Here is a 22,894-nt window from a genome sequence, read left to right on the forward strand (position 1 = left end):
TGGTAGTGTGGGGTTTCCCCATGTGAGAGTAGGTCATCGTCAAGATTAAATTCCGAAACCCCTATCTGCGTATGCAGGTAGGGGTTTTGTTTTGCCCGCAGGAAAGTGGTGCGACGAAAAAAGGGACAGCCTGATGGCTGTCCCTCACTCCTGGAACCTCAGTGAAACTTTGGCAGCACGTGTTCTGCAATCTCCTCAATAACTTCAGCGACCTCTCGCTCGCTGCGACGCACATGCAGGCCGACATGTTGTACGCCTGCCTCACGCAATGCCTGCAGTTCGTCAATCAACGCCAATCGCCCACAGCAACCACCGAAGCGAACACGACGCATCGGCGCATGGGGATTGGCCGACAGATCCAGATGGACAAAGCTGATGTAGGGTTTATCGCCGCCCACCTCACGCCACAATCCTGCTCGACGACGATGTTCATCCGGCGTGCCGGGGTAGGCGAGCCAGCCGTCCATGTGTTGACCAATCCAGGCTGGCGATTGTTGGCCGAGGCCAGCCACCAGTAACGGAACTGGTTGCTCGCGCTCCGGAAGCAGGCGTGCACCGTCGGGCAAGCGGCCTTCGCCCTGGCTGCGCAGCAACTCAACGGTTTCGCGGAAGATTTCGCCACGCTGATCGTAATCCACGCCAAACAACGGATATTCCATCGGGCGGTCACCGCTGGCTACGCCCAGCAGCAAACGGCCATCACTCAACTCATCGATACTGTTGGCAGACTTGAGTGTCAGCCAAGGCTGGCGCAGCGGGAGTACAACTGCCGCCGTACCCAGCATGATGTTATCGGTGATACCTGCCAGGTAACCCAGGTAGGAAAAGGTTTCGAACACCTGCGCGGCATCGCCGAAATGAGGATCGTAAACCGGTACGTCGCGAACCCACAGCGCTCGGAAGCCGGACTGGTCGGCCAGGCGGGCCATGGCTGCGTGTTGTTTCAGGTCGGGCACGCCAAAGGGGCGGTTTTCGGCAACCCGCCGCCGCTGTCCGTCGCTGGACCAGTCATTATCCAGCGGCAGTTCCAGGCCGATGGAAAACCCGTTCGAACCCAGTAATCGTTGAAATCGTGGATGCATGAGAAGACTCCCAATAAAACATGCACCGAGTATCTACAGCCCGGTCACCCGGAAAAACGCATGAATGGGAATATCAATCTTGAGTGAAACGCACGAGTCTGCTCCCTGGATGAAAAACTCTTCACCCTCCAGAACCCCCGTTAGAGGAAATCGCACTAAATTGACCGGTCGGTTTTTGATAGGGTGCAACTCCTTTTTTAAGGACTGATTTGCGGCCCACGGATCGGCACTGTCTTTTCAAAGAGTTGCCAAAGAAATGCCCGAACCGATACCGATCAAGGACCACGAAAAAGAGACGCGGCTGGTCAACAAAAGACTGATGGCCTGCGCCTTGTTCGTCGTCGCCATTACCTGCGCGCTGGTTGTGCGCATGTATATCCTGCAGGTGGTGGAATTCGACTATCACTCCACCATATCCGAAAACAACCGCGTCCACGTCCTGCCGATCACCCCCACTCGTGGCTTGATCTATGACCGCAATGGCGTCGTTCTGGCGGACAATCGGCCCAGCTACAACCTGACCATCACTCGCGAACGCGCATCCGATGTCAAAGAAGAGCTGGACGAGGTGGTCAACCTGCTGCACCTGCCTGCTGAAGACCGCACACTGTTCGACAAGGCAATGAAGCAGGCGCGGCATCCGTTCGTGCCTGTGACGCTGTTCTATGAGCTGAGTGAAGAACAGATCGCGGTGCTGGCCGTCAACGAGTTCCGGTTGCCGGGCATCGATGTAGAACCCCAGTTCGTACGCCATTATCCGTTGGCCGAGCACTTCGCCCATTCGATCGGCTACGTCGGACGAATCAATGAGAAAGAGTCCAAGATTCTGGATTCGGTCGAATACCGCGGCACTCAATCCATCGGCAAGACAGGGATCGAGAAATTCTACGAGTCGGAACTGCATGGTCATGTCGGTTATGAGGAGGTGGAAACCAACGCCCAGGGACGCGTGCTGCGAGTGCTCAAGCACACCGACCCGATACCTGGCAAAAACATCGTACTGAGCCTCGACGTCAAACTTCAGGAAGCCGCCGAGCAAGCCTTGGGCGATCGTCGTGGCTCCGTGGTTGCACTCGATCCGTCGACCGGTGAAGTGCTGGCCATGGTCAGCAAGCCGAGTTTCGATCCGAATCTGTTCGTTACCGGTATCAGCTTCAAGGAATATGCGGCGCTGCATGACTCGATCGACCGGCCGCTGTTCAACCGCGTGTTACGCGGCCTCTACGCGCCGGGCTCGACCATCAAGCCGGAAGTCGCGATTGCCGGTCTGGATGCCGGTATTGTCACGCCACAGACCCGGGTATTCGACCCGGGTTACTACCAACTCCCGGATTACGATCACAAGTACCGCAACTGGAACCACAGCGGTGACGGCTGGGTGGACATGGACGCGGCGATCATGCGTTCCAACGATACCTATTTCTACGACCTGGCCCACAAATTAGGCATCGATCGCCTGCATGACTACATGGCGATGTTCGGTCTGGGTGAGAAAGTTTCCCTGGATATGTACGAAGAGTCGCCCGGTCTGATGCCATCTCAAGCCTGGAAGCGCGCCACACGCCGCCAGGCGTGGTTCCCGGGCGAGACCGTGATCCTTGGCATTGGCCAGGGCTACATGCAGGTCACGCCGCTGCAGCTGGCCCAGGCCACGGCGCTGATCGCCAACAAAGGTGTATGGAACCGTCCACACCTGGCCCAGACCGTAGACGGCGTCGCGCCGGTGGACCAGCATCCGATGCCGAACATTATTCTCAAGAATCCGCGTGATTGGGAGCAGGTCAACCATGGCATGCAGATGGTGATGCACGATGCCCGCGGGATTGCCCGGGCGGCCGCCGTGGGGGCGCAGTACCGCATTGCCGGCAAGAGCGGTACCGCGCAGGTGGTGGCGATCAAGCAGGGCGAGCGTTACAACCGGGAGAAGACCCGCGAGCGTAACCGCGACAATGCCTTGTTCGTCGGCTTCGCCCCGGCCGAACATCCGAAGATTGTGATTTCGGTGATGATCGAAAACGGTGAGGCCGGTGGTCGCGTCGCCGGTCCTGTAGTACGGCAGATCATGGACGCCTGGCTACTCGATCAGGACGGGCACCTGAAGCCGCAATACGCAGCGCCAAGCAAGGCGCCAGGCGATCCACACGTCTAAACCATCAAGGCTTCACAGCACAGGCTCACGGATGCTGAGCATGTGCTGGAAGCTCTCCAGGAACACCGTTTCGGCCTGACTCATTTTCTGTTCGCGATTCCACAGCAGATGGATATCGAAATCCACCACTCCGTTTTCCGGCGGCAAGGGCCAGAGCAGGCCCTGTTCGACATCCCGTCGAACCAGGTGCGTCGGCAGGCAGCCGATGCCATAACCTGCGCAGATCAGGCGATAAATTTCTTCGAAACTGGTAGATGATGCGACGATCTTGCCGGTGAAGCCTTGCTGGTCGCGGAACAGCGTCAGGGGTGACAGATTACCCCCCAGTTGATCGCTGGTGAAGCTGACGAAGTTTTCCGTCGCCAACTGTTCCAGCGTCAAATTCTCTTGTCCGAACAATCGATGACGCTGACCGCAAAAGTACGCATAGGTCTCGCGGAACAACACCCGTTGCTCCAGTCGCGGCTGCGGCAATCGGCACAGACCGACGCCGATGGTCGCGGTCTTTTGCAGCAGTGAACTGATGATGTTCGAGCTGCCCATCACCTCGACTTCCAGCTCGATTTTCGGGTGGGTTTCATGGAAATCGGCAAGGAATTCGTCGTAATGGCGCGCTTGCACGCCGCTGACGGTGAGGATGCGAATTTTACCGACCACGTCATCGTGGCGACTCTCTACCACCGTACCCAGACGCGAAATATCACCGTAGATATCCGCCGCAATGCGCAGGACTTCTTCCCCGGTTTCCGTCAGATCAAAGCGCCGACCGCTGCGGGCAATCAACACGCATTCCAGTTGTTCTTCAAGACGTTTCAGCGCCTGGCTGACCGCCGATTGCGTGATATGCAGGCGTGCGGCAGCACGGCTCATGCTGCCTTCCTGGCCGATGACCAGATAGGTGCGCAGCAGGTTCCAGTCGAGGCGATCGTTCAGAAAGCGTCGACCGACCCAAGGATTGGTAATGGAGGACATAAAAATCCATGTAGTAGCGTGGCTAATAGTAAAGATAAGAATTTGAAAATTGACTAATCCTGGCATGGAAGCGATAAAGCCCACAAGCGCCACAGAGCGCAACCGTCACAGCCTTAACACCTGCCCAAAACTATAAGTACACAGGGTTCTTGCATGCACACTACCCCCCAACCGCGCCGAGCCGCGGCCGCCGCCTTCATTGGCACGACCATCGAGTTCTACGATTTTTACATCTACGCCACCGCGGCGGCGCTGGTGCTTGGGCAAGTGTTCTTCCCCAGCAGCGATCCGGTGATGAGCACCCTGGCTGCCTTCGGCAGTTTTGCCGTCGGCTTCATTGCCCGGCCCATGGCTGGCATGGTGTTTGGCCATCTGGGGGATCGTCTCGGGCGTAAGAAAATGCTGCTGGTGACCATGACCCTGATGGGCATCGCCACCGCCGGCATCGGTCTGTTGCCCAGTTACGCCAGCGTCGGTATCTGGGCACCGGCCGGTTTGATCGTGCTGCGCTTGATCCAGGGTATATCAGTCGGTGGCGAGTGGGGCGGCGCGGTGCTGATGGCCAGCGAACACGCGCCGGCCAAACGCAAGACGTTCTACGCATCGTTCGCCCAACTCGGCAGTCCCGCCGGGTTGCTGTTGGCTCTGATCGCTTTTCGCCTGGTGACCGCCCTTGAGCCGGAAGAATTCCTCGCCTGGGGTTGGCGGCTGCCGTTTCTCGCCAGCGGCGTGTTGATGATGGTCGGTCTGCTGATCCGTTCCGGCGTTCACGAGTCGCCGGAATTCGCCAAGGTCCAGGACAACAACGAAACCGCCAAATACCCGGTCATGGAGGTGATCCGCACTTGCTGGCGGCAGATCCTGTTCGCCGCGGCAGCCGTGACCATCGGTTCGGCCGGTTTCTTCTTCACCAACACTTTCATGATCACCTATGTCACCCAGTATCAGGGCATCCCGCGCTCGACGATTCTCGATTGCCTGTTCCTGGTGACCATCATTCAGTTGCTCTCGCAACCGGTCTCGGCGCTGCTGGCCGAACGCATCGGCGAAGGCCGTTTTCTCAAACTGGTTGCGCTGCTGTGCATGGTTACGCCTTACCCGATGTTCCTGCTGGTCGGTACGCAAAATATTGTGCTGATGACCGTCGGCATAGCCCTGGCGGTGGTGATTCTCTCGGCGCTGTACGCGGTGATCGCTGGCTACATGACCCAGGCCTTCCCGGTGCATCTGCGCTACTCGGGCATTTCTATCGCCTACCAACTGGCCTGCGCCCTGGCCGGTGGCACCACGCCGCTGATCGGCACGCTGTTGGCGAGCAAGTTTTCCGGACAATGGTTGCCGCTGGCGGTGTTCTTCACCTTGCTATCGGCCCTGTCCCTGATCGGTGTTTGCGGCCTGGCCCGTCTGCGCGCCAACCCGGTCGTCACCCACGCTGCTAAAGAGGTGTATTCGTGAGTAAACCTGCACACATGGACGCGGTTGAATGGCAAGCCCGTTGCGAGTTGGCGGCGCTGTACCGCCTGGTCGCGCACTTTCGCATGACCGACCTGATCGACACCCACATCACCCTGCGTATACCGGGGCCTGAGCATCACTTTCTGATCAACCGTTATGGAGTGATCTTTGACCGCATGCGCGCCTCGGATCTGGTGCGCATTGATCAGGAAGGGCGGGTGGTCGACCCGACCTACGAAGGTCACCGGGTCAACGCCGCCGGCTTCGTCATTCATTCGGCGATCCACATGGCGCGCCCGGATCTGAACTGCGTGATTCACACCCACACCGCAGCCGGGATGGCGGTCGCCGCGCAGAAACAAGGCTTGCTGCCGATCAGTCAGCACGCGCTGAAGTTCTACGGCAAGTTGGCCTATCACACCTATGAAGGCATCGCGTTGTCGCTGGATGAGCGTGAGCGTCTGATCGCCGACCTCGGCCCGCATCGCGCGATGATCTTGCGCAATCACGGCTTGCTGGTCGGTGGTTCGGGTGTGGCCCAGGCGTTTCAGGAGATTCATTTTCTCGAGCGTGCCTGTCAGGCCCAGGTCCAGGCACTGGCCGGCGGGTCGGCATTGCATTACCCGTCGCCGGAAGTCTGCGCGCACACCGCCGAACAGTTTGACCGTGATGAGCAGGACAACATCATCGACCTGGCCTGGGAGGCCGCACTGACCCTGATTGAATCCCAGCGTGAGTCCTATTTGTCATGAGTGCAGTCATCAATACCGTGGTGTTGCTGTCCCGAGACACCTTGTTGCTCAAGCAATTGCAAGCCGCGTTTGACCGTAGTGCGCCACAACTCACAACGGTGCTGGCCGATGACCCGCGGGCAGCCAACGCACAAATGGCGGCGTGCTGGTTTCCTTTGCCGGGCAGCCTTGCTGCGTTGCCGAATCTGCAAGTCATTCACTCGGTGGCCGCCGGTATCGATCACCTCGACCACGACCCATCGTGTCCGGACTTGCCGATTTGCCGGGTGGTCGACCCGGGCCATCGCCAGGGCATGACCGAGTACGTGCGCTGGGCGGTGATTCACTATCACCGCGGCTTCGACCAGGTGTTGTCGCAACAACGGGAGCAGCGCTGGGAGCGGCCGCTGCAACGGTCGGCGGGGCAATTCAGGGTCGGCGTGATGGGGCTCGGTTCGCTGGGCAGTGCCATCGCTCTGGATCTGGCTGCCGCGGGTTATGACGTACGTGGCTGGGCCCGACGCAGCAAGGATCTACCGGGCGTGCACACCTTTGCAGGTGCGGAGACACTCAACCCGTTTCTCGACGGCGTGGAGTTGCTGATCAACCTGCTACCGCTGACCAGCGAGACTCGCGGCATTCTCGGGCGTGCAACGTTCGAACGGCTCGCCAACGGCGCGGCACTGGTCAACTGCGGGCGTGGCGGGCATTTGAACATCGACGACCTCGAACAAGCACTCAAACGCGGTCAACTGCGCGGCGCCTTGCTGGATGTCTTCGAGCAGGAACCACTGCCAGCCGACAACCGCCTCTGGACGATGCCCGGCGTGACCATCACCCCGCACATGGCTTCGGCGGCGTCCCATGACTGCATCGCCGAACAAGTGGCGGAAAACTTCCATCGCCTGAATACCGGCGAGCCGTTACTCAACTGCGCCGACCGAATACTGGGTTATTAACCAACTACGCAAATCCCCTGTAGGAGCGAGCCTGCTCGCGATGAACCCAAGAACACCGCGTTTAACCAGTAAACACGCGTAATCGTTAACGACCATCGCGAGCAGGCTCGCTCCTACAGGGGGATTGCATAACCGGTAAGAACGAGCTTCCCCGCAGCCATAACAACAACCTTCGCCTCAACCGTTTTACTGCCAGTTCAAAACAATTACATAAATTCCTGGAGACAGTGATGAGCGATCTATCGTCCGCAGAAAAGTCCGGCGCACCACCGGAAGTTGCAATCAGCATGAAAAAAGTCGCGGTAGCCAGTGTCATTGGCACCACCGTGGAATGGTATGACTTGTTCGTGTTTGCCACGGCCTCGGCGCTGGTATTCAACAAAGTGTTCTTTCCGGATTTCGTGCCGCTGATCGGTACGTTGCTGGCCTTCGGCACCTTCGCCTCGGCGTACCTGGCGCGAATCGTCGGCGCGGCATTGTTCGGGCATTTCGGTGACCGCCTGGGACGCAAGTCGATGCTGTTGATATCGCTGCTCACCATGGGCGCGGCGACTTTTGCTATCGGCTTGTTGCCTGACTTCGCCACCATCGGCATCTGGGCGCCGATCCTCTTGTTGCTGCTGAGGGTGATCCAGGGCCTGGCGCTGGGCGGCGAGTGGGGCGGGGCGGTGCTGATGGCGGTGGAACATGCGCCGGCCAACAAGCGCGGCTTGTACGGATCCTGGGTGCAGATCGGCGTGCCGGCCGGGACCCTGATCGCCAACCTGGCCTTCTTGTTGATCGCTGCCTGGATGTCCCCTGAAGACCTGTTGGCCTGGGGCTGGCGCATCCCGTTCCTGGCCAGCGTGCTGCTGATTGCCGTCGGTTTGTACATCCGCCTGAACATCTCGGAAACCCCGGCCTTCAACAAGGTCAAGGAAGCCGACGTGCAAGTGAAAATGCCCCTGGCGGAAGTGTTCCGCAAATACTGGAAGCAAGTGGTGCTGGGCGGCATTGCCACCATGTCCACTGGCGCATCCTTCAACATCATCGTCGCTTTCGGCCTGACCTACGGCACGCAGAACCTCGGCTTCAGCCGCAGTGTGATGCTCGGCGTTGTGTTGCTGTCCTGCGCCTGGTGCATCGTCATGTTGCCGGTGTTCGGCGCGCTCTCGGACCGTTTTGGACGCAAGCCGATCATCGTCGGTGGCATCATTGCCGAAGCACTGGTGGCGTTCCCGATGTTCTGGTTGATGGACACCAAAGAGCTGCCGATGGTGGTCTTCGGTTACCTGTTGCTGATGACCGCGTTTGCCGCCAATTACGGGCCGATCGCCACGTTCCTCGCTGAACTGTTTGGCACCCGGGTGCGCTATTCCGGGCTGTCGATCAGCTACATGTTGTCCGGTCTGCTGGGCAGCGCGGCCACACCGATTGTCACGACTGCACTGCTGGCCGCGACGGGCAAAGGCTCCTCGGTGGCCTGGTACATGATCGGCGCGGCATTGATTTCGCTGGCAGCGCTGTTGTTGCTGACCGAGACCTTCAAAAGGGACATCAGCGAAATCCCGGGCCTCGTCACGGCAGGCGATCCCGCCCTCGGCAAACCTCTCAAATCGGCTACGGCCTGAATCCCGGAGTTCAACCCCATGCGCAGAATTCAATCGGCCCCAGGCTATATCGGCCCGGTCGGCCCTTACTCCCAGGCCGTGGTCAGCGGCCACCTGGTGTTCACCGCCGGGCAGATTCCGGCTCGCAGCAATCTTGACGAACAGCCCGAGGATTTTTCCGAGCAGGTGCGACAAACCTTGCGCAATCTGGAGGCGATCCTGATCGAGGCCGGCTCCGATTTCAGCCATGTGATCAAGGTCAACGCCTACCTGACCGATCCCGCGCAACTGGAGCCGTTCAACGCGGTGTACCGCGAGTTTCTCGGCCATGCGCCGCCTGCACGGACCACTGTGTGCGTGGCGCTGTGGGGCGTTTCGCTGGAAATCGACTGTGTCGCCGAACTGATTGCCAGGGAGCCACAACATGGATGAGTCGCAATTGATCGAACAGCTCAAGGCTGTGAGCTTCCCCACCCTCGGGCATTTTCTGGAGGAGGGTTTTGCCGACCCGCAACTGCGGGCCATGGTGCCCAACGTGAAACTGGTGGGCCGGGCATTGACCCTGAAACTGGTGGGCGCCGACGCCATCGCCGTCAACCAGGCCCTGGCGCAAATAAGGCCGGGCGATGTGCTGGTGATCGACACCGGCGGCGATCATCGGCACGCCCCGGTCGGCGCGGTCACCAGTTGCGCGGCACGTTGCGCCGGGGCAGTGGGCATCGTGGTGGACGGTGCAGTGACCGACCTGCTTGAACTGCGCGAGGCCGGGCTGCCGGTGTTCGCCCGTGGCACCAGCCTGCTGACCACCAAATTGCATGGTCGCGGTGACAGCCAGATCAATCAGCCGGTCCACTGTGCCGGTGTGACAGTGCATCCGGGGGACCTGGTGCTGGCGGATGACAACGGCGTGTTGTTTCTCGACACGGCAACAGCGACGTCGGTTATCGAGCAGGCACTGGCATCGGACCGCGCCGAGCCTCGCTTGCTTGAGCGCCTGCGCGCCGGTGAGCCAGTGGCGCAGGTCTTACTGTAGGAGCTGACTTGCCAGCGAGGGCGGCCTGGCGACCTGTAGCGCCTTCGAATACGCCTTCGCCGGCAACCGGCTCCTACAGATATCGCGTCGTTTTGAACTTTTTTTGGAGAAACTCATGTTGAAGATTAATGGCGAACGCCTCTGGGCGAGTCTGATGGCGATGGCCGAAATTGGCGCCACCGCCCGTGGCGGCAGCTGCCGCCTGGCCTTGAGCGATGAAGACAAGGCCGGTCGCGAATTGTTTGCCCACTGGTGCCGTGAAGCCGGCATGACCCTGAGCGTGGATGCCATCGGCAACCTGTTCGCCCGCCGCGCCGGTACTGATCCGCAGGCTGCGCCGGTGATGATGGGCAGCCACCTCGACACCCAACCCGAAGGTGGTCGGTTCGATGGCGTGTACGGCGTGCTCGCCGGCCTGGAAGTGGTGCGCTGCCTCAACGATCTGGGTATTAAAACCCGCAAGCCGCTGGAAGTGGCCGTGTGGACCAACGAAGAAGGCGCACGCTTCACCCCGGCAATGTTCGGTTCGGCGGTGTTCACCGGGATCATGGATCTGGACACGGCGCTGGCGGTGCGTGACGTGGACGGCATCAGTGTTGCCGAAGCGTTGCAGCGCACTGGTTATGCCGGCGAGCGACCGCTGGGCGGCGCGGTGGATGCGTATTTCGAGGCGCACATCGAACAAGGGCCGATCCTTGAAGACAACGCCAAGAGCATCGGCGTCGTCAGCGGTGGCCAGGCGATCCGCTGGCTCGATGTGCGGGTCGAAGGTATGGCCGCCCACGCCGGTACGACGCCAATGCCGCTGCGCAAGGACGCCTTGTATGGCGTGGCGCGGATGATCCAGGCCATTGAAAGCCTGGCGACTGATTTCGCCCCCGAAGGCCTGACCACCGTTGGCGAATTGAGCATCAACAAGTCCTCGCGCAACACCATACCGGGGCGGGTGGATTTCACCGTCGATCTGCGTCATCACCGCGACGAAGCCATCGCCGCCATGGAGCAACAGGTGCGTGCGCGGCTGCAGGCAATTGCTGACGGTCGCGGCTTGAACCTCACCGTCACCCCGCACTGGATCAGCCCGGCCACGCCGTTCGATGCCGAATGCGTGGCGGCAGTTCAGCAGGCGGTGGATGCGCTGGGCTACGCTCAGCAATCTATCGTCAGCGGTGCCGGGCATGACGCGATTCACCTGGCACGGTTCTGCCCGACGGCCATGGTGTTTATCCCGTGCGTGGGCGGCTTGAGTCACAACGAAGCCGAAGATGTGTTGCCCGAAGATGTGCGCCAGGGCACGGACGTGCTGCTCAACGCCGTGCTGGCCCGCGCCGGGAAAGTTGACTGAACGCAGGCCCATGTGGGAGCGAGCCTGCTCGCGATAGCGGTGGGTCAGTCGCCATCAATGTTGAATGTGCCGGCCTCATCGCGAGCAGGCTCGCTCCTACAGTGGGACGCGTCCGGGTTCAAGATCCACGTTAACTGACAGGAATTCACCCCATGCGCAGTTTTTTCCACCCTGAACAACTGCTTCACCATCCACGCAGTTACTACTCCCGTGGCCAGATGCGCACGCCGCAGGAAGTGCCGGAACGTGCGCAACGATTGGTGCAGGCTTCTCATGCACTGGGTTTCAAGGTTGAGCAACCCACCGATGCCGGGCTCGATCCGTTGCTGGCGGTGCACGGTGCACCGTATCTGGCGTTTCTCCAGGAAGCGCATCAGCGCTGGAAGGAAATCCCCGAGGATTGGGGCGACGAGGTGATGTCGAACATCTTCGTCCGCGAGCCCAATGCCCTGCGCGGGATTCTTGCCCAGGCTGCGCGCTACCTGGCCGACGGCAGTTGTCCGGTGGGCGAGCAAACGTGGCGCTCGGCCTACTGGTCGGCGCAAAGCGCGATTGCCGGCGCCCGGGCCTTGCTCGATGGCGAGCCCGCCGCGTACGCCTTGTGCCGTCCACCGGGGCACCACGCCCGGGCCGAAGCGGCGGGGGGCTTCTGTTATGTGAACAATGCGGCAGTGGCAGCGCAGGTGTTGCGTGACAAGTTCGCGCGGGTAGCGGTGCTTGATACCGACATGCACCACGGCCAGGGGATCCAGGAAATCTTCTACGACCGCGATGATGTGCTCTACGTCTCGGTGCATGGCGATCCGACCAATTTTTATCCGGGAGTCGCCGGGTTTGCCGATGAGCGCGGTGTCGGGGTGGGCGAGGGCTTCAACCTCAACTTGCCGATGGCCCATGGCGCCAGTGAATCGGATTTCCTTGGCCAATTGGATGTGGCACTGGCGGCCGTGAAGGACTTCGATGCCGAGGTGCTGGTCCTGTCCCTCGGTTTCGATATTTATGAGCTGGACCCGCAAAGCAAAGTGGCGGTAACCCGCGAAGGGTTCGCCGTGCTCGGCGCGCGGATCCGCAGCCTCGGGTTGCCGTGCCTGATCGTGCAGGAGGGCGGGTATCACCTGGAGAGTCTGGAGGATAATGCGCGGGCGTTTTTTGTGAATCCCGAGGTGTGGCAGCTTTGATTCTTCGGTGTCATTGACGACGCCTTCGCTGGCAAGCCAGCTCCCACAGTGACCGAGTTGAACCGCAAATTTGTGGACGACACCGGACCTGTGGGAGCTGGCTTGCCAGCGATGAACGATAACGCGATCCACCTGCCGGAACACAAGCGCCGTAAGGCACTTGCCATCGCCCTGACGTTAACGTAAAGATGGCTCTACAGCGCCGACATATAAAGTAAAGGCGCAGGGCGGACGACCCGGAGCGCTTGATGACGCTAATAAAAACAAACTCCCCCAAACTGCACCACGAAGCCCGGCTGGCCCGGGAAAAGCTGCACCTGGAAGGCGAAGTGCCGGACGGCGTCCTGCGGGCGGAAATCGATGCCTCGTGGCGACGCAGCCTCAGCCATGGCGTGCATTTCAATGCCAAGCACGAGCTGGCGCTGGAATCGGGCGCCAGCCTTGATGTGCTGCTGTCGAGCAATCGCTTGTTGATCGACGCCGCGTTGCCGGCCATCGATTACCTGGCCGAACGCCAGGGCAAGGAAGGCCTGATCATCCTCGCCAACTCCGATGCCACCATCCTCGCCGTCGAAGGGCGCGCCGACCGCCTCAAGGGCAGCGGCCTGCAGGACATCACCCTGGGCGCCTGCTGGAGCGAAGCCGTTCGCGGCACCAATGCCCTCGGCACCGCGCTGGTGGAAGCCCGGCCGACCCTGATCGATTGCGGCGAACATTACCTGGATCGCCTCAGCGATTTTTCCTGCACCTCGGTGCCGATCCATTGCCCGCAGGGCGACATCCTCGGCGTGCTCGACCTGACCCGCGAAGGCCCGCTGGGTCGTGCCCACGACAGCACGGCGCTGCTGGCCATGGCGGTCAGTCAGATCGAGAGCCGGGTGTTCAACGCCAGCTATCCGGATGAAATCGTCCTGGCCTTCCACAGCCGTCGCCAGTACCTCGAATCCCCCTGGCAGGGCTTGCTCGCAGTCAGCCTCGGCGGACAAATCCTCGCGGTCAGTGCCCAGGCCTGTCAGTTGTTGCATGCCGAGCGTTCGGCGCTGGTCGGTCGGCGCTGTGAAGAGTTTCTCGGCGTCGATGGCCTGCAATTGCTGGCGCGCTTGCATCAAGGCGGCGCCGGCAGCCTGCAGACCGCCAAAGGCGAATTTTTCTACAAGACCCTGCGTGCGCCGCAGCGAAACATCAACGTCGCAACTCCTCCACGCACCCCGGCCAAAACCACCAAGGCTCAACCGGACCTCGAGTCCCTGGCTGGCAGCAACGTCCGTTATGCCCGCGCCCTGCGCATGGCCCGCCAAGGCCTGGCCAACCAGTTGCCGGTGTTGCTGCTGGGCGAAACCGGTACTGGCAAGGAAGTCATCGCCCGTGCCCTGCACATGGCCGGCAGCCGCTGCGACAAACCCTTCGTCGCGGTGAACTGCGCAGCCATCCCCGAAGGCCTGATCGAGTCCGAGCTGTTCGGCTACCGCGAAGGCGCGTTCACCGGTTCGCGCCGGGGCGGCATGGTCGGTCGCCTGCAACAGGCCCACGGCGGCACCCTGTTTCTCGATGAAATCGGTGACATGCCGCTGGCCCTGCAGGCCCGGCTGCTGCGGGTGTTGCAGGACCGCAAGGTCGCACCGCTGGGCGCCGGCGAAGAGCAGGACATCGACGTCGCACTGATCTGCGCCACCCACCGCGACCTCAAGCGCCTGGTGGAAGACAAGCACTTTCGCGAAGACCTGTTCTACCGGGTCAACGGCATCAGCGTGATGCTCCCGGCCCTGCGCGAGCGCGAAGATTTCAGTGCACTGGTGGACCGACTGCTGGCCCGGCTCGATGCGCCGACGGTGGTATTGCATGACGACTTGAGCCGTTTGCTCGGCAACTATCACTGGCCGGGCAACATCCGCCAGCTGGAGATGGTCCTGCGTACCGCCCTGGCCATGCGCGAACCGGGGGAAACCGTGCTCACGCTCGATCACTTGCCCGACAGCATGCTCGACGAGTTGACCGCGACCGAACGCCCGCAGTCCGGCAGCATCCGCGAAAACGAACTGGAGATGATTCGCCAGTCACTGGACAACCATCAGGGCAACGTCTCGGCCGCCGCCGACGCCCTGGGTATCAGTCGCGCGACCCTGTACCGCAAACTCAAACAGTTGCGTTCGTGATGCAGCGCCTGATCGTTCGGCTGATCGACAGCCAGAACCCCGAAGCCCTGCAAGCCTCGCTGCATTGGCTTTACAGCTTTGTGAGACCCCATCGGCTGGCGATTGCCGGCCTGCTGGCGCTGTCGGTCTGCGCCTCGGCGCTGGTGCTGGTGCAGCCGTGGCTGACCAAGCTGCTGATCGACGATGGCCTGTTGGCGCGCAACTTCCCGATGCTGGTGCTGATCGCCGGGCTGATGATCGTCGCCGGGCTGTTGGGCACGGCGCTGTCGGGGATCAATCGTTACCTGCACACGCGACTGTCGGGGCGCATGCTGTTTGCCCTGCGCGATGACCTTTATCGGCATTTGCAGACCCTGTCGCCGAGCTTCTACGGCCAGCGGCGCATCGGCGACCTGATGTCGCGCCTCGATGGTGACGTGGCCGAGATCCAGCGCTTTGCCGTGGATTCGCTGTTCTCGGCGGTGTCCAGCGTGATCGGCCTGGTGGTGGCGGTGGCGATGCTGTTGACCCTGTCCTGGAAGCTATCGCTGCTCGCGCTGGTGCTGATCCCCCTCGACGTGCTCTGGCTGCGCTGGATGCGGCGCAAGGTCGAGCGCGATGTGCGGCAGTTGCGGGAGCGTTCGGCGGACATGTCGTCGTTCATGGTCGAGACGCTGCCGGTGATGAAATTCATCCAGTCCGCCGGCCAGCAACAGCGCGAAGCACAACGGCTTGAGCGATTGGGCCAGGGCTACATGAGCCAGTTGCTGCGCCTGCAGGTCACCGAGTTTTTCACCCAGGCCGTACCGGGTACATTGACCTCGCTGTCCCGAGCCTGTGCCTTCCTGATTGGTGGCTACTGGGTGGTGCAGGGCACCTGGCAACTGGGTGCGCTGATCGCGTTTTCCACTTACTTAGGTATGGCCGTCGGGCCGGTTCAGAGTCTGCTGGGGCTCTATGTGGCGATTCAGCGCATGACCGTCAGCCTCGGTCGGGTGATGGAGTTGCGTGGTGAGCAGCCGACCGTGCTGACACCCGACACCCCGAAGCCAATGCCTGCCTCGGGCGAATTACGCTTCGACGAAGTGCACTTTAGCCACCCCGGTCGCTCGACTACCCTGCGCGGCATCGAAGCGCGGATTCCCTACGGTTTGAAAGTCGCCCTCAGCGGCGGCTCCGGCGTCGGCAAATCGACCCTGATCGATCTGCTGCAACGCCACCATGACCCACAGTCCGGGCGGGTGCTGCTGGGCGAAGTGGATGTGCGTGAGCTGGACCTGTTCCAGTTGCGTCGGCGCATCGCCGTGGTCAGTCAGGACATCGTGCTGTTTCGCGGCAGCCTCGCCGACAATCTGGCCTATGCGGTGCCGGACGCCAGTCGCGAAGCGATTGCCGAAGTGGCGCGGCTGGCGCAGCTCGACAGCCTGATCAGCTCCTTGCCCGAAGGTCTCGACAGTCCGCTGGGCGAGCGCGGCCAGCAGTTGTCCGGTGGGCAGAAACAACGCATCGCCATTGCCCGGGCGTTGCTGCAGGACCCGTTGATCCTGGTGCTCGACGAAGCCACCTCAGCCGTGGATGAAGCCACCGAGCGCGAAGTGATCGAGGCCATCGACCGCCTGTTTGCCGGGCGCACGCGCATCCTAATCAGCCACCGCCCCTCGACCCTGGCCGATGCCGACCTGCGTTTTGAATTGCTCGACGGTGTACTGATCTCGAAAACGGTGCTGCATGAAGCCTGAGCTTTATGAAAAACCTGAGCTGCGTATCGGCGTGGTGGACAGCGGGCACTCGGCGGCGCAGCGGGTACAGGTGATCGCCGGGCGGCGCTTTTCACTGGTGGAGGACGGGCTCGCCGAAAGCGACTTGCGCGACGATCCGCTGGGCCACGGTAGCGCGGTCATCGAAGCCATCGGCCGGAGAGCGCCCTCGGCGCTGTTTTGCGTGGCCCAGGTGTTCGACCAGCGCGGTGTCACCAGCGCCTTGCAGATCGCTTCGGCGATTGACTGGCTGGTGGCGCAGGACGTGCGGTTGATCAACCTGAGCCTGGGTTTGCGTCAGGATCGCAGCCTGTTGCGGGTCGCTTGTGCAGCGGCGGTGGATCACGGTGTGCTGCTCTGCGCGTCGAGCCCGGCGCAAGGCGAAGGCGTGTACCCGGCGAATTATCCACAGGTGCTGCGGGTCACCGGCGATGCGCGCTGCGCCGAACTGGAATGGTCGTGGCTCAACAGCGCCCAGGCTGATTTCGCCGCGTGTGTGCATGGCACTTATCCGGGGCAGTCGGGCGCGAGCCTCGGCTGCGCGGCGTTGAGCGGGCACATTGCGGCTTTCCTGGTGGAGCATCCCGAGGCGAGCAACGAACAGGTCATCGAGTATCTGCGGCATAACGCTCGATATCGCGGCCCTGAACGGCGATTCGGGCCATGACCGCGATTGTGGTTCTGGGCGCCGGGCCGTCGGGCGCGGCGGTGGCGTTAGGGCTGCGGCGGCTGGGCTACGCGGTCACGCTGGTCAGCGAGTGGCGGCGGTTTGCCGCGCTGGAGGGCGTTTCGGTTCGGGTGCTCGAGGCCTTGCGCGGTGCCGGGCTGCATCAAGCGTTGTTGGATGCGGCACTGCCTTCCCAGCGACAGGTGAACTGGAACGGCCGGGAACATGCGCAGAACGTCGAGTTTCTGCTGGATCGCCCGACCTTCGATCGTGGCCTGCGGGAAGCTTTGCGCGTGGCAGGGGTGGAACTGGTCGAAGGCCGGGTGTTGTCGGTGCAGGCTTCGACCACCGGCCATCGCATCGAGATCGACGGGCGCCAGGCCATGACCGCGGACTTTCTGGTGGAAGCCCGCGGCCGTCAGGCACCGACCCTCGGCAAAGGCCTGCGCGGGCCGGAGACGGTCAGCCTGCTCAATCGCTGGCAAAGCACGCCGGGCGCTACCGCCAGCGCCGTGGAAAGCCTTGAAGACGGTTGGGCGTGGATGGCGCGGCGGGCCGACGGCCAGTGTTACTGGCAATGGACAGTGGACGTCGTCAGCGCCGGATTGCCGGGCAAGGCGCAGTTACTCGATTACTGTCACCGGCGGCGTCAGGACTCGGCGGTGGCACTGGCTTTTTTCGCCGGTGAACCCGAGGTCGATGTGCAGCTGCACGCCCGCAGCAGCACGGCGATTCTGAGTCCGCAGGTGTGTGGCGACAATTGGATACGGGTCGGCGATGCGGCCATGGCGGTGGACCCGCTGTCGGGCAATGGCATCTTTCAATCCCTGTCTTCAGCGTTACAGGCCCCGACGGTGATCAACACCTTGCTGCGTAAACCCGAGCGAGCGGCGCTGGCCCGGCGTTTTCATCAGCAACGGGTGGAGCAGTTGTTCCTGCGGTTCGCGCGGATTGGTCGGGATTTTTATGCCGATGAACAGCGCTGGCTGGATCGGCCGTTCTGGCAGGCGCGACGGCAATGGCCGGATGCTGAGGTCGCCCATGCCGAGGCGGATTTCAATGCATTGCGGATTGAGCGGGCGCCGGTATTGCGCGATGGCTTTGTCGATGAGGCCGAGGTGGTGATCACGGCGGATCAGCCGTTGGGGATCTGGCATGTTCAGGGCGTTGAGCTGGCACCGTTGGTGCGCAGGTTGCGGACCGAGCCGGCCGAACAGGCGTTGGCCGGGTTGACGGTGGAGCAGGGGAGGATGGTCAGGAGTTGGTTATTGGCTCAGGGGTTCAAACCCTGAAAACTGCGGTGGCCGGTCCGGCCCTATCGCGGGCAAGCCCGCTCCCACAGGGTTTTCTGGTGATGCTTAAATCTTCGACATCACACCATTCACTGTGGGAGCGGGCTTGCCCGCGATGGCGCCAGTAAGAACGCCGCAAATTACAGCTTGATCAACACTGACTTCAATTCGGTGTAATGTTCAATTGCCGCGTACCCCATCTCCCGCCCAACCCCCGACATCTTGTAGCCACCAAACGGCAGCGCCGGATCCAGGGCGCTGTGGCAGTTGACCCACACCGAACCGGACTTGATCCGCGGAATCATGCGGTGCACTGCCGCCAGGTCATTGGACCAGATGCTCGCACCCAAGCCGTAAGGGCTGTCGTTGGCCATGCGCAGCGCATCGGCTTCGTCATCGAACGGAATCGCCACCAGCACCGGGCCGAAGATTTCTTCCTGCACCAGCGAATGCTTTTGATCGACATCGACGATGACCGTCGGCTTGACGAAAAAGCCCGGTCCGAACTGCTCGCCACCGCAAGCGATGGTCGCACCGCTTTGCCGGCCCTGTTCGATGTACCCGTAAACGCGCTCCTGCTGACGGGCGGAGATCAACGGCCCCATCTCGACGCTCGGGTCCAGGCCGTTGCCGAGTTTCATGGCGTTGGCGATATCGCTGATGTCCGCCACCACATTGTCGAAATGCTTGCGCTGCACATACAGGCGCGAGCCGGCGCAGCAGACCTGGCCCTGATTGAAGAAAATCGCACTGGCGGCACCGGCGGCGGCGCTCGGCAGGTCGGCGTCGGCCATGACGATGGTCGGCGATTTGCCGCCCAGCTCCAGGGTGACCCGGGTCATCGAATCCATGGCGATCTTGCCGATCTGCTTGCCCACGGCGGTGGAGCCGGTGAAGGTCAGCTTGTCCACCAGCGGGTTGTGGGTCAGGGCGGAACCGGCAGTGATGCCGGTGCCGGTGACCACGTTGAACACGCCTTCGGGGTAGCCCGCTTCCAGCACCAGCTCGGCGAGTTTCAGGGCGGTCAGCGGGGTTTCATCGGCGGGCTTGAGGACCACGGTGCAGCCGGTGGCCAGGGCCGGGCCGAGTTTCCAGCAGGCCAGCAGCAGCGGGAAGTTCCAGGCGACGATGGCGCCGACCACGCCCACCGCTTCGCGACGGATGAAACTGTGGAACTGGTCGTTGGGCATCAGCGGCAGCGATACGTCGACACTGGAGCCTTCAATCTTGGTCGCCCAGCCGGCCATGTAGCGCAGGAAGTCGATGGCCAGTTGCACGTCCATTACTTGGGCGACGGCCGCGCTCTTGCCGTTGTTCAGGCATTCCAGTTGCGCCAGCAACTCGGCATCGCGCTGCATCAGGTCGGCGAGCTTCCACAACAGATTCTGCCGCTCGCGGGGGCGGGTACGGCTCCACGCTGAATCATCGAACGCCTGGCGGGCGGCCAGCACTGCGCGGTCGACATCGTCCGGCGTGGCCCGTGGCACCACGCACAGCACTTCGCCGGTGGCGGGGTTGTGCAGGTTCATGGTCTGGCCGTCGGCGGCCTCGACCCAGTCACCGCCGATAAGCATGCGCGGAGCGCGTTGGATAAATGCCGTAGTGGCGGGAAGCAGGTTAGGGAGCGACATGGCGAGGCCTCTTGTTGTTCGTGAGAACAGGGCTTTCGCAATGGCTGTGCCAAGTGTCCGAGAGGCCCGGCCGGCCCTTGTTGGGTGGGGTTTTTCCTGAAACCGGGAGAGGCTGGCGGTGCGATGGTTTTGTCGCAAATCGCGACAGCGTGTGAGACGACGAACAGCCTGTCCGCCATCTTGAGGCAGCCCTTGGCGAGGACTAGAATTTTCTGGTTCGGTGGGTGAAGTGAGGGATCATTTTCCCGGCATCACATCTGGCGTAAGGGAGGCAGCGATGAACCTTTCACCCCTGGAAATTCAAAGCATCATAGAGCGCAGTTTTCTACCCTCGGTGTGCACCTGCAGCATGGCACCGGATCAGTCCCTGACGATTCGGGTCTGCGATTGCATGACCGGCCAGGTGGACCTGATAGCCACCCACGTTCCCCTGTGGAAACTGGACACCGTGCACGGAATTGCCACGCTGGTGGCGGAAATGCGCCAACAGATCGAATCGCACAAAGGCGCTCAGCCACCGATCTACCACTGACATCTGCGTCGGCCGCACCACAGCGGTGGCGCGGCCTGTGTCGATAGCCTCATGACGCCATTTTTCGAGTAATTTCCTCGAACGTGCTGCTATCGGCGGCTGCCAATAGCTTTCTGTCATCCTTGAGCGTCGCCAGAAAAGTCACTTCGGTTTCCTTGCCCGCCAACATGAAGCCGGCGAAGGCGCCAATCGGTCCGAGCAACATGGCACCCGCCACGCCGAAGCCGATGGCTTCCTTGATGTTGTTGATCGAATCCTCGTTGGCCACTTCCAGGTTTTTGAATTTCGACAGCGGGAGCGTTATGCCGGGCCACGGGTGCAGCGACGTTCTCAGGGTAAAAACGCCATCCCGGTAATCTCCGTCACCCTGCAGAAAGTCCCCCGCCAGGACAGTGATGCTTGCCATTTTTTTTCCCCTTCCTGGCAATCGGTGAACGACCATTTCGCACCCGCCGGCGCGGACCGTCAATGGCTGGCCGATGAGCTGTTCCGGTAGAGCATCTATGCTGTCTCAGACTGCAACAGCTGTCGCGATATTAGACGCCAGCCACCGCTTCCAGACATGGCCTTGTGCAGTCAAATCAACGCAAGTGATTGATTAAGAAGCTTATCGGCAAGCTGGCACGCTCCGTGTATTGCTCATTGCAGACGTTTCTCTTGCCTGCGTCAGCGGATCAAAGCCGACGGCAGAAACCAAAAAAAACGATCAGCAACAAAAATAAGAAAGCACCGTGCGAGGTTCGACGTTGATGAAGAGAAAACTCCGATCAGGCCTGAGTGCCAGTCTGCTGGCCGTGGCCGCTTGTGTGGCGCTGCATTCGCCCTACAGCCTGGCAGCCCGCGACGCCCAGACCATCCTCAAGGAAACCTGTCAGGGCTGTCACACCCCCGAAGCCAATAACGCCCTGAGCCGCATCAGTCACCAGCGCAAGACGCCGGAAGGCTGGCTGATGAGCATCGCCCGCATGCAGACCATGCACGGTTTGCAGATCAGTGATGAGGACCGCCGGACGCTGGTCAAGTACCTGGCCGACACCCAGGGCCTGGCGCCCAGCGAAACCGACGGCGTGCGCTACGCGATGGAGCGCCGGCTCAACACCGTGGAAAAATTCGACGACCAGACCAGCCAGATGTGCGGTCGCTGCCACTCCGGTGCGCGGGTCGCCCTGCAACGCCGTCCGGCCCAGGAATGGGAGCGCCTGGTGAACTTCCACCTCGGCCAATGGCCGTCACTGGAATACCAGGCGCTGGCCCGCGACCGCGACTGGTTCGATATCGCTCGCAAAGACATGGTGCCGCTGCTGGCCAAGCGTTATCCGCTGGACAACCCGGCCTGGAAAAAATGGCTGGGCACGGCGCCGAAAAGCGAGGCACTGGTGGGTGACTGGAGCTTCAGCGGTCACTTGCCCGGTAAAGGCGAACTGGCCGGCGTCATGAGCGTGACCGCCGACGGCAACGACACCTTCAAGGTCAGCGTCAAGGGCCAATACGCCGACGGATCGCCGTTCAACGGTGACGGCAGCGCGATTCTCTACACTGGGTACGAATGGCGCGGCAACGTGACCATCGATGGCGTGACCATGCGCCAGGTGTTCGCCGCCCAGGGCAACGCCCTGCAGGGCCGGATGTTCGAGGCCGAGCACGATGAGCGTGGTCTGGATTTCGTCGCCGCCAAGCAGGGCTCCAGCCGATTGCTCGCGGTGCAGCCGGGTTATCTGAAGGCCGGCAGCGAAACCGAAGTGACCCTGATCGGCAGTGGCCTGGCCGGCAAGCCGAACTTCGGCAAGGGCGTGGACGTGGTCGAAATCGTCTCGCAGAGCCCGGAACAGATCAAAGTCAAACTCAAGGCAGCCGCCAATGCCCAGCCGGGCCTGCGCGCGGTCAGCGTCGGCTCGCTGAAAGGGCCACAACTCTCGGTCTACAGCAAGATCGATGCGGTCAAGGTCGTGCCTGAGTTCTCCGTGGCACGGATCGGCGAGGGCGGTGGTTCGACGCCGAAAGTCCAGGGCCGTTTCGACGCCGAAGCCTGGGGCAAGGGCGCCGATGGCAAGCCGTATCGCATCGGCGTGTTCCCGGCACAGTGGAAGGTCGAGGCCTTCGACGATCGCGCCAAGGAAGACGAAGACGTCAAGTTTGCAGGCACCATGCAGGCCGACTCGGGCGTATTCACCCCGGGCGATGCCGGGCCGAACCCTGCACGCAAAATGTCCACCAACAATGCCGGCAACCTCAAGGTGATCGCCGCCGTCGACGACGCAGGAAAATCCCTGACCGGCGAAGGCCACATGATCGTGACCGTGCAACGCTGGAACAATCCACCCATTCCTTGAGTTGGCCTGATCGTCAGCGATTCAGACACTTTTCGGAATGATCGCAAGCCCTGCACAACG

At 61.7% G+C, this 22,894-nt stretch carries 19 protein-coding genes; 15 read left to right on the forward strand and 4 right to left on the reverse strand.

Features of this window, described 5'->3' with window-relative positions; all coding sequences use genetic code 11:
• Nucleotides 1-158: 158 nt before the first annotated feature.
• Nucleotides 159-1,082, reverse strand: coding sequence for a TIGR03571 family LLM class oxidoreductase (locus BJ917_RS08655; RefSeq protein ID WP_121103113.1), 924 nt, complete (start codon nucleotides 1,080-1,082; stop codon nucleotides 159-161).
• A 256-nt stretch (nucleotides 1,083-1,338) separates the two neighbouring features.
• On the opposite strand from BJ917_RS08655, the gene mrdA reads away from it, so the two are divergent.
• On the forward strand, nucleotides 1,339-3,231 hold the full coding sequence (gene mrdA, locus BJ917_RS08660; RefSeq protein WP_121103114.1) for a penicillin-binding protein 2: 1,893 nt from the start codon (nucleotides 1,339-1,341) through the stop codon (nucleotides 3,229-3,231).
• A gap of 12 nt (nucleotides 3,232-3,243) precedes the next feature.
• On the opposite strand, the gene BJ917_RS08665 is transcribed toward mrdA, so the two are convergent.
• On the reverse strand, nucleotides 3,244-4,203 hold the full coding sequence (locus BJ917_RS08665; RefSeq protein WP_096509850.1) for a LysR family transcriptional regulator: 960 nt from the start codon (nucleotides 4,201-4,203) through the stop codon (nucleotides 3,244-3,246).
• Nucleotides 4,204-4,356: 153 nt separating this feature from the next.
• On the opposite strand from BJ917_RS08665, the gene BJ917_RS08670 reads away from it, so the two are divergent.
• From BJ917_RS08670 to BJ917_RS08725, 12 genes are all read left to right on the forward strand, one after another.
• Nucleotides 4,357-5,658, forward strand: coding sequence for an MFS transporter (locus BJ917_RS08670; protein WP_121103115.1), 1,302 nt, complete (start codon nucleotides 4,357-4,359; stop codon nucleotides 5,656-5,658).
• Nucleotides 5,655-6,410, forward strand: coding sequence for a class II aldolase/adducin family protein (locus tag BJ917_RS08675; protein WP_096509852.1), 756 nt, complete (start codon nucleotides 5,655-5,657; stop codon nucleotides 6,408-6,410). The genes BJ917_RS08670 and BJ917_RS08675 overlap by 4 nt, the downstream gene beginning before the upstream one ends.
• Nucleotides 6,407-7,348 carry a glyoxylate/hydroxypyruvate reductase A gene (locus BJ917_RS08680; RefSeq protein WP_177435574.1) on the forward strand — a complete coding sequence of 314 codons (942 nt, stop codon included), beginning with the start codon at nucleotides 6,407-6,409 and terminating at the stop codon, nucleotides 7,346-7,348. The genes BJ917_RS08675 and BJ917_RS08680 overlap by 4 nt, the downstream gene beginning before the upstream one ends.
• Nucleotides 7,349-7,578: 230 nt before the next feature.
• Entirely contained in the window at nucleotides 7,579-8,958 is a 1,380-nt protein-coding gene (locus BJ917_RS08685) for an MFS transporter (RefSeq protein WP_121103116.1), read from the forward strand.
• A gap of 18 nt (nucleotides 8,959-8,976) precedes the next feature.
• Nucleotides 8,977-9,369, forward strand: a complete 393-nt coding sequence (locus BJ917_RS08690; protein ID WP_096509855.1) for a RidA family protein — start codon at nucleotides 8,977-8,979, stop codon at nucleotides 9,367-9,369.
• Nucleotides 9,362-9,970 carry an RraA family protein gene (locus tag BJ917_RS08695; RefSeq protein ID WP_121103117.1) on the forward strand — a complete coding sequence of 203 codons (609 nt, stop codon included), beginning with the start codon at nucleotides 9,362-9,364 and terminating at the stop codon, nucleotides 9,968-9,970. The genes BJ917_RS08690 and BJ917_RS08695 overlap by 8 nt, the downstream gene beginning before the upstream one ends.
• A 115-nt stretch (nucleotides 9,971-10,085) precedes the next feature.
• Nucleotides 10,086-11,315 carry a Zn-dependent hydrolase gene (locus BJ917_RS08700; protein WP_121103118.1) on the forward strand — a complete coding sequence of 410 codons (1,230 nt, stop codon included), beginning with the start codon at nucleotides 10,086-10,088 and terminating at the stop codon, nucleotides 11,313-11,315.
• A 152-nt stretch (nucleotides 11,316-11,467) separates the two neighbouring features.
• Nucleotides 11,468-12,493, forward strand: a complete 1,026-nt coding sequence (locus BJ917_RS08705) for a histone deacetylase family protein (RefSeq protein WP_121103119.1) — start codon at nucleotides 11,468-11,470, stop codon at nucleotides 12,491-12,493.
• Nucleotides 12,494-12,741: 248 nt separating this feature from the next.
• Nucleotides 12,742-14,646, forward strand: a complete 1,905-nt coding sequence (locus BJ917_RS08710; RefSeq protein WP_096509859.1) for a sigma-54-dependent Fis family transcriptional regulator — start codon at nucleotides 12,742-12,744, stop codon at nucleotides 14,644-14,646.
• On the forward strand, nucleotides 14,646-16,364 hold the full coding sequence (locus BJ917_RS08715; RefSeq protein WP_121103120.1) for an ABC transporter ATP-binding protein: 1,719 nt from the start codon (nucleotides 14,646-14,648) through the stop codon (nucleotides 16,362-16,364). The genes BJ917_RS08710 and BJ917_RS08715 overlap by 1 nt, the downstream gene beginning before the upstream one ends.
• The gene (locus BJ917_RS08720) at nucleotides 16,354-17,049 is read left to right on the forward strand and encodes a S8 family serine peptidase (protein ID WP_121103121.1); all 696 of its coding nucleotides are present in this window, start codon (nucleotides 16,354-16,356) and stop codon (nucleotides 17,047-17,049) included. The genes BJ917_RS08715 and BJ917_RS08720 overlap by 11 nt, the downstream gene beginning before the upstream one ends.
• A complete protein-coding gene (locus tag BJ917_RS08725; RefSeq protein WP_121103122.1) occupies nucleotides 17,046-18,341 on the forward strand; it encodes an NAD(P)/FAD-dependent oxidoreductase in 1,296 nt (431 codons plus the stop codon). Before BJ917_RS08720 ends, BJ917_RS08725 begins: the two co-directional genes overlap by 4 nt.
• A 140-nt stretch (nucleotides 18,342-18,481) precedes the next feature.
• Here the strand turns inward: BJ917_RS08725 and BJ917_RS08730 are convergent, their stop codons facing one another.
• The gene (locus BJ917_RS08730; protein WP_096509863.1) at nucleotides 18,482-19,972 is read right to left on the reverse strand and encodes an aldehyde dehydrogenase; all 1,491 of its coding nucleotides are present in this window, start codon (nucleotides 19,970-19,972) and stop codon (nucleotides 18,482-18,484) included.
• 277 nt (nucleotides 19,973-20,249) lie between these two features.
• On the opposite strand from BJ917_RS08730, the gene BJ917_RS08735 reads away from it, so the two are divergent.
• Nucleotides 20,250-20,504: a DUF1652 domain-containing protein gene (locus BJ917_RS08735; protein WP_096509864.1), complete on the forward strand. Its 255-nt coding sequence runs from the start codon at nucleotides 20,250-20,252 to the stop codon at nucleotides 20,502-20,504.
• 49 nt (nucleotides 20,505-20,553) lie between these two features.
• Here BJ917_RS08735 and BJ917_RS08740 read toward each other — a convergent pair whose 3' ends face one another.
• Entirely contained in the window at nucleotides 20,554-20,910 is a 357-nt protein-coding gene (locus BJ917_RS08740) for a hypothetical protein (protein WP_096509865.1), read from the reverse strand.
• 343 nt (nucleotides 20,911-21,253) lie between these two features.
• Here BJ917_RS08740 and peaA point away from each other — a divergent pair, with 343 nt between their 5' ends.
• The gene (gene peaA / locus BJ917_RS08745; RefSeq protein WP_096509866.1) at nucleotides 21,254-22,834 is read left to right on the forward strand and encodes a quinohemoprotein amine dehydrogenase subunit alpha; all 1,581 of its coding nucleotides are present in this window, start codon (nucleotides 21,254-21,256) and stop codon (nucleotides 22,832-22,834) included.
• Nucleotides 22,835-22,894 lie beyond the last annotated feature (60 nt).

It is taken from the genome of Pseudomonas sp. WPR_5_2, assembly GCF_003634475.1.
Lineage (GTDB): Bacteria > Pseudomonadota > Gammaproteobacteria > Pseudomonadales > Pseudomonadaceae > Aquipseudomonas > Aquipseudomonas izuensis.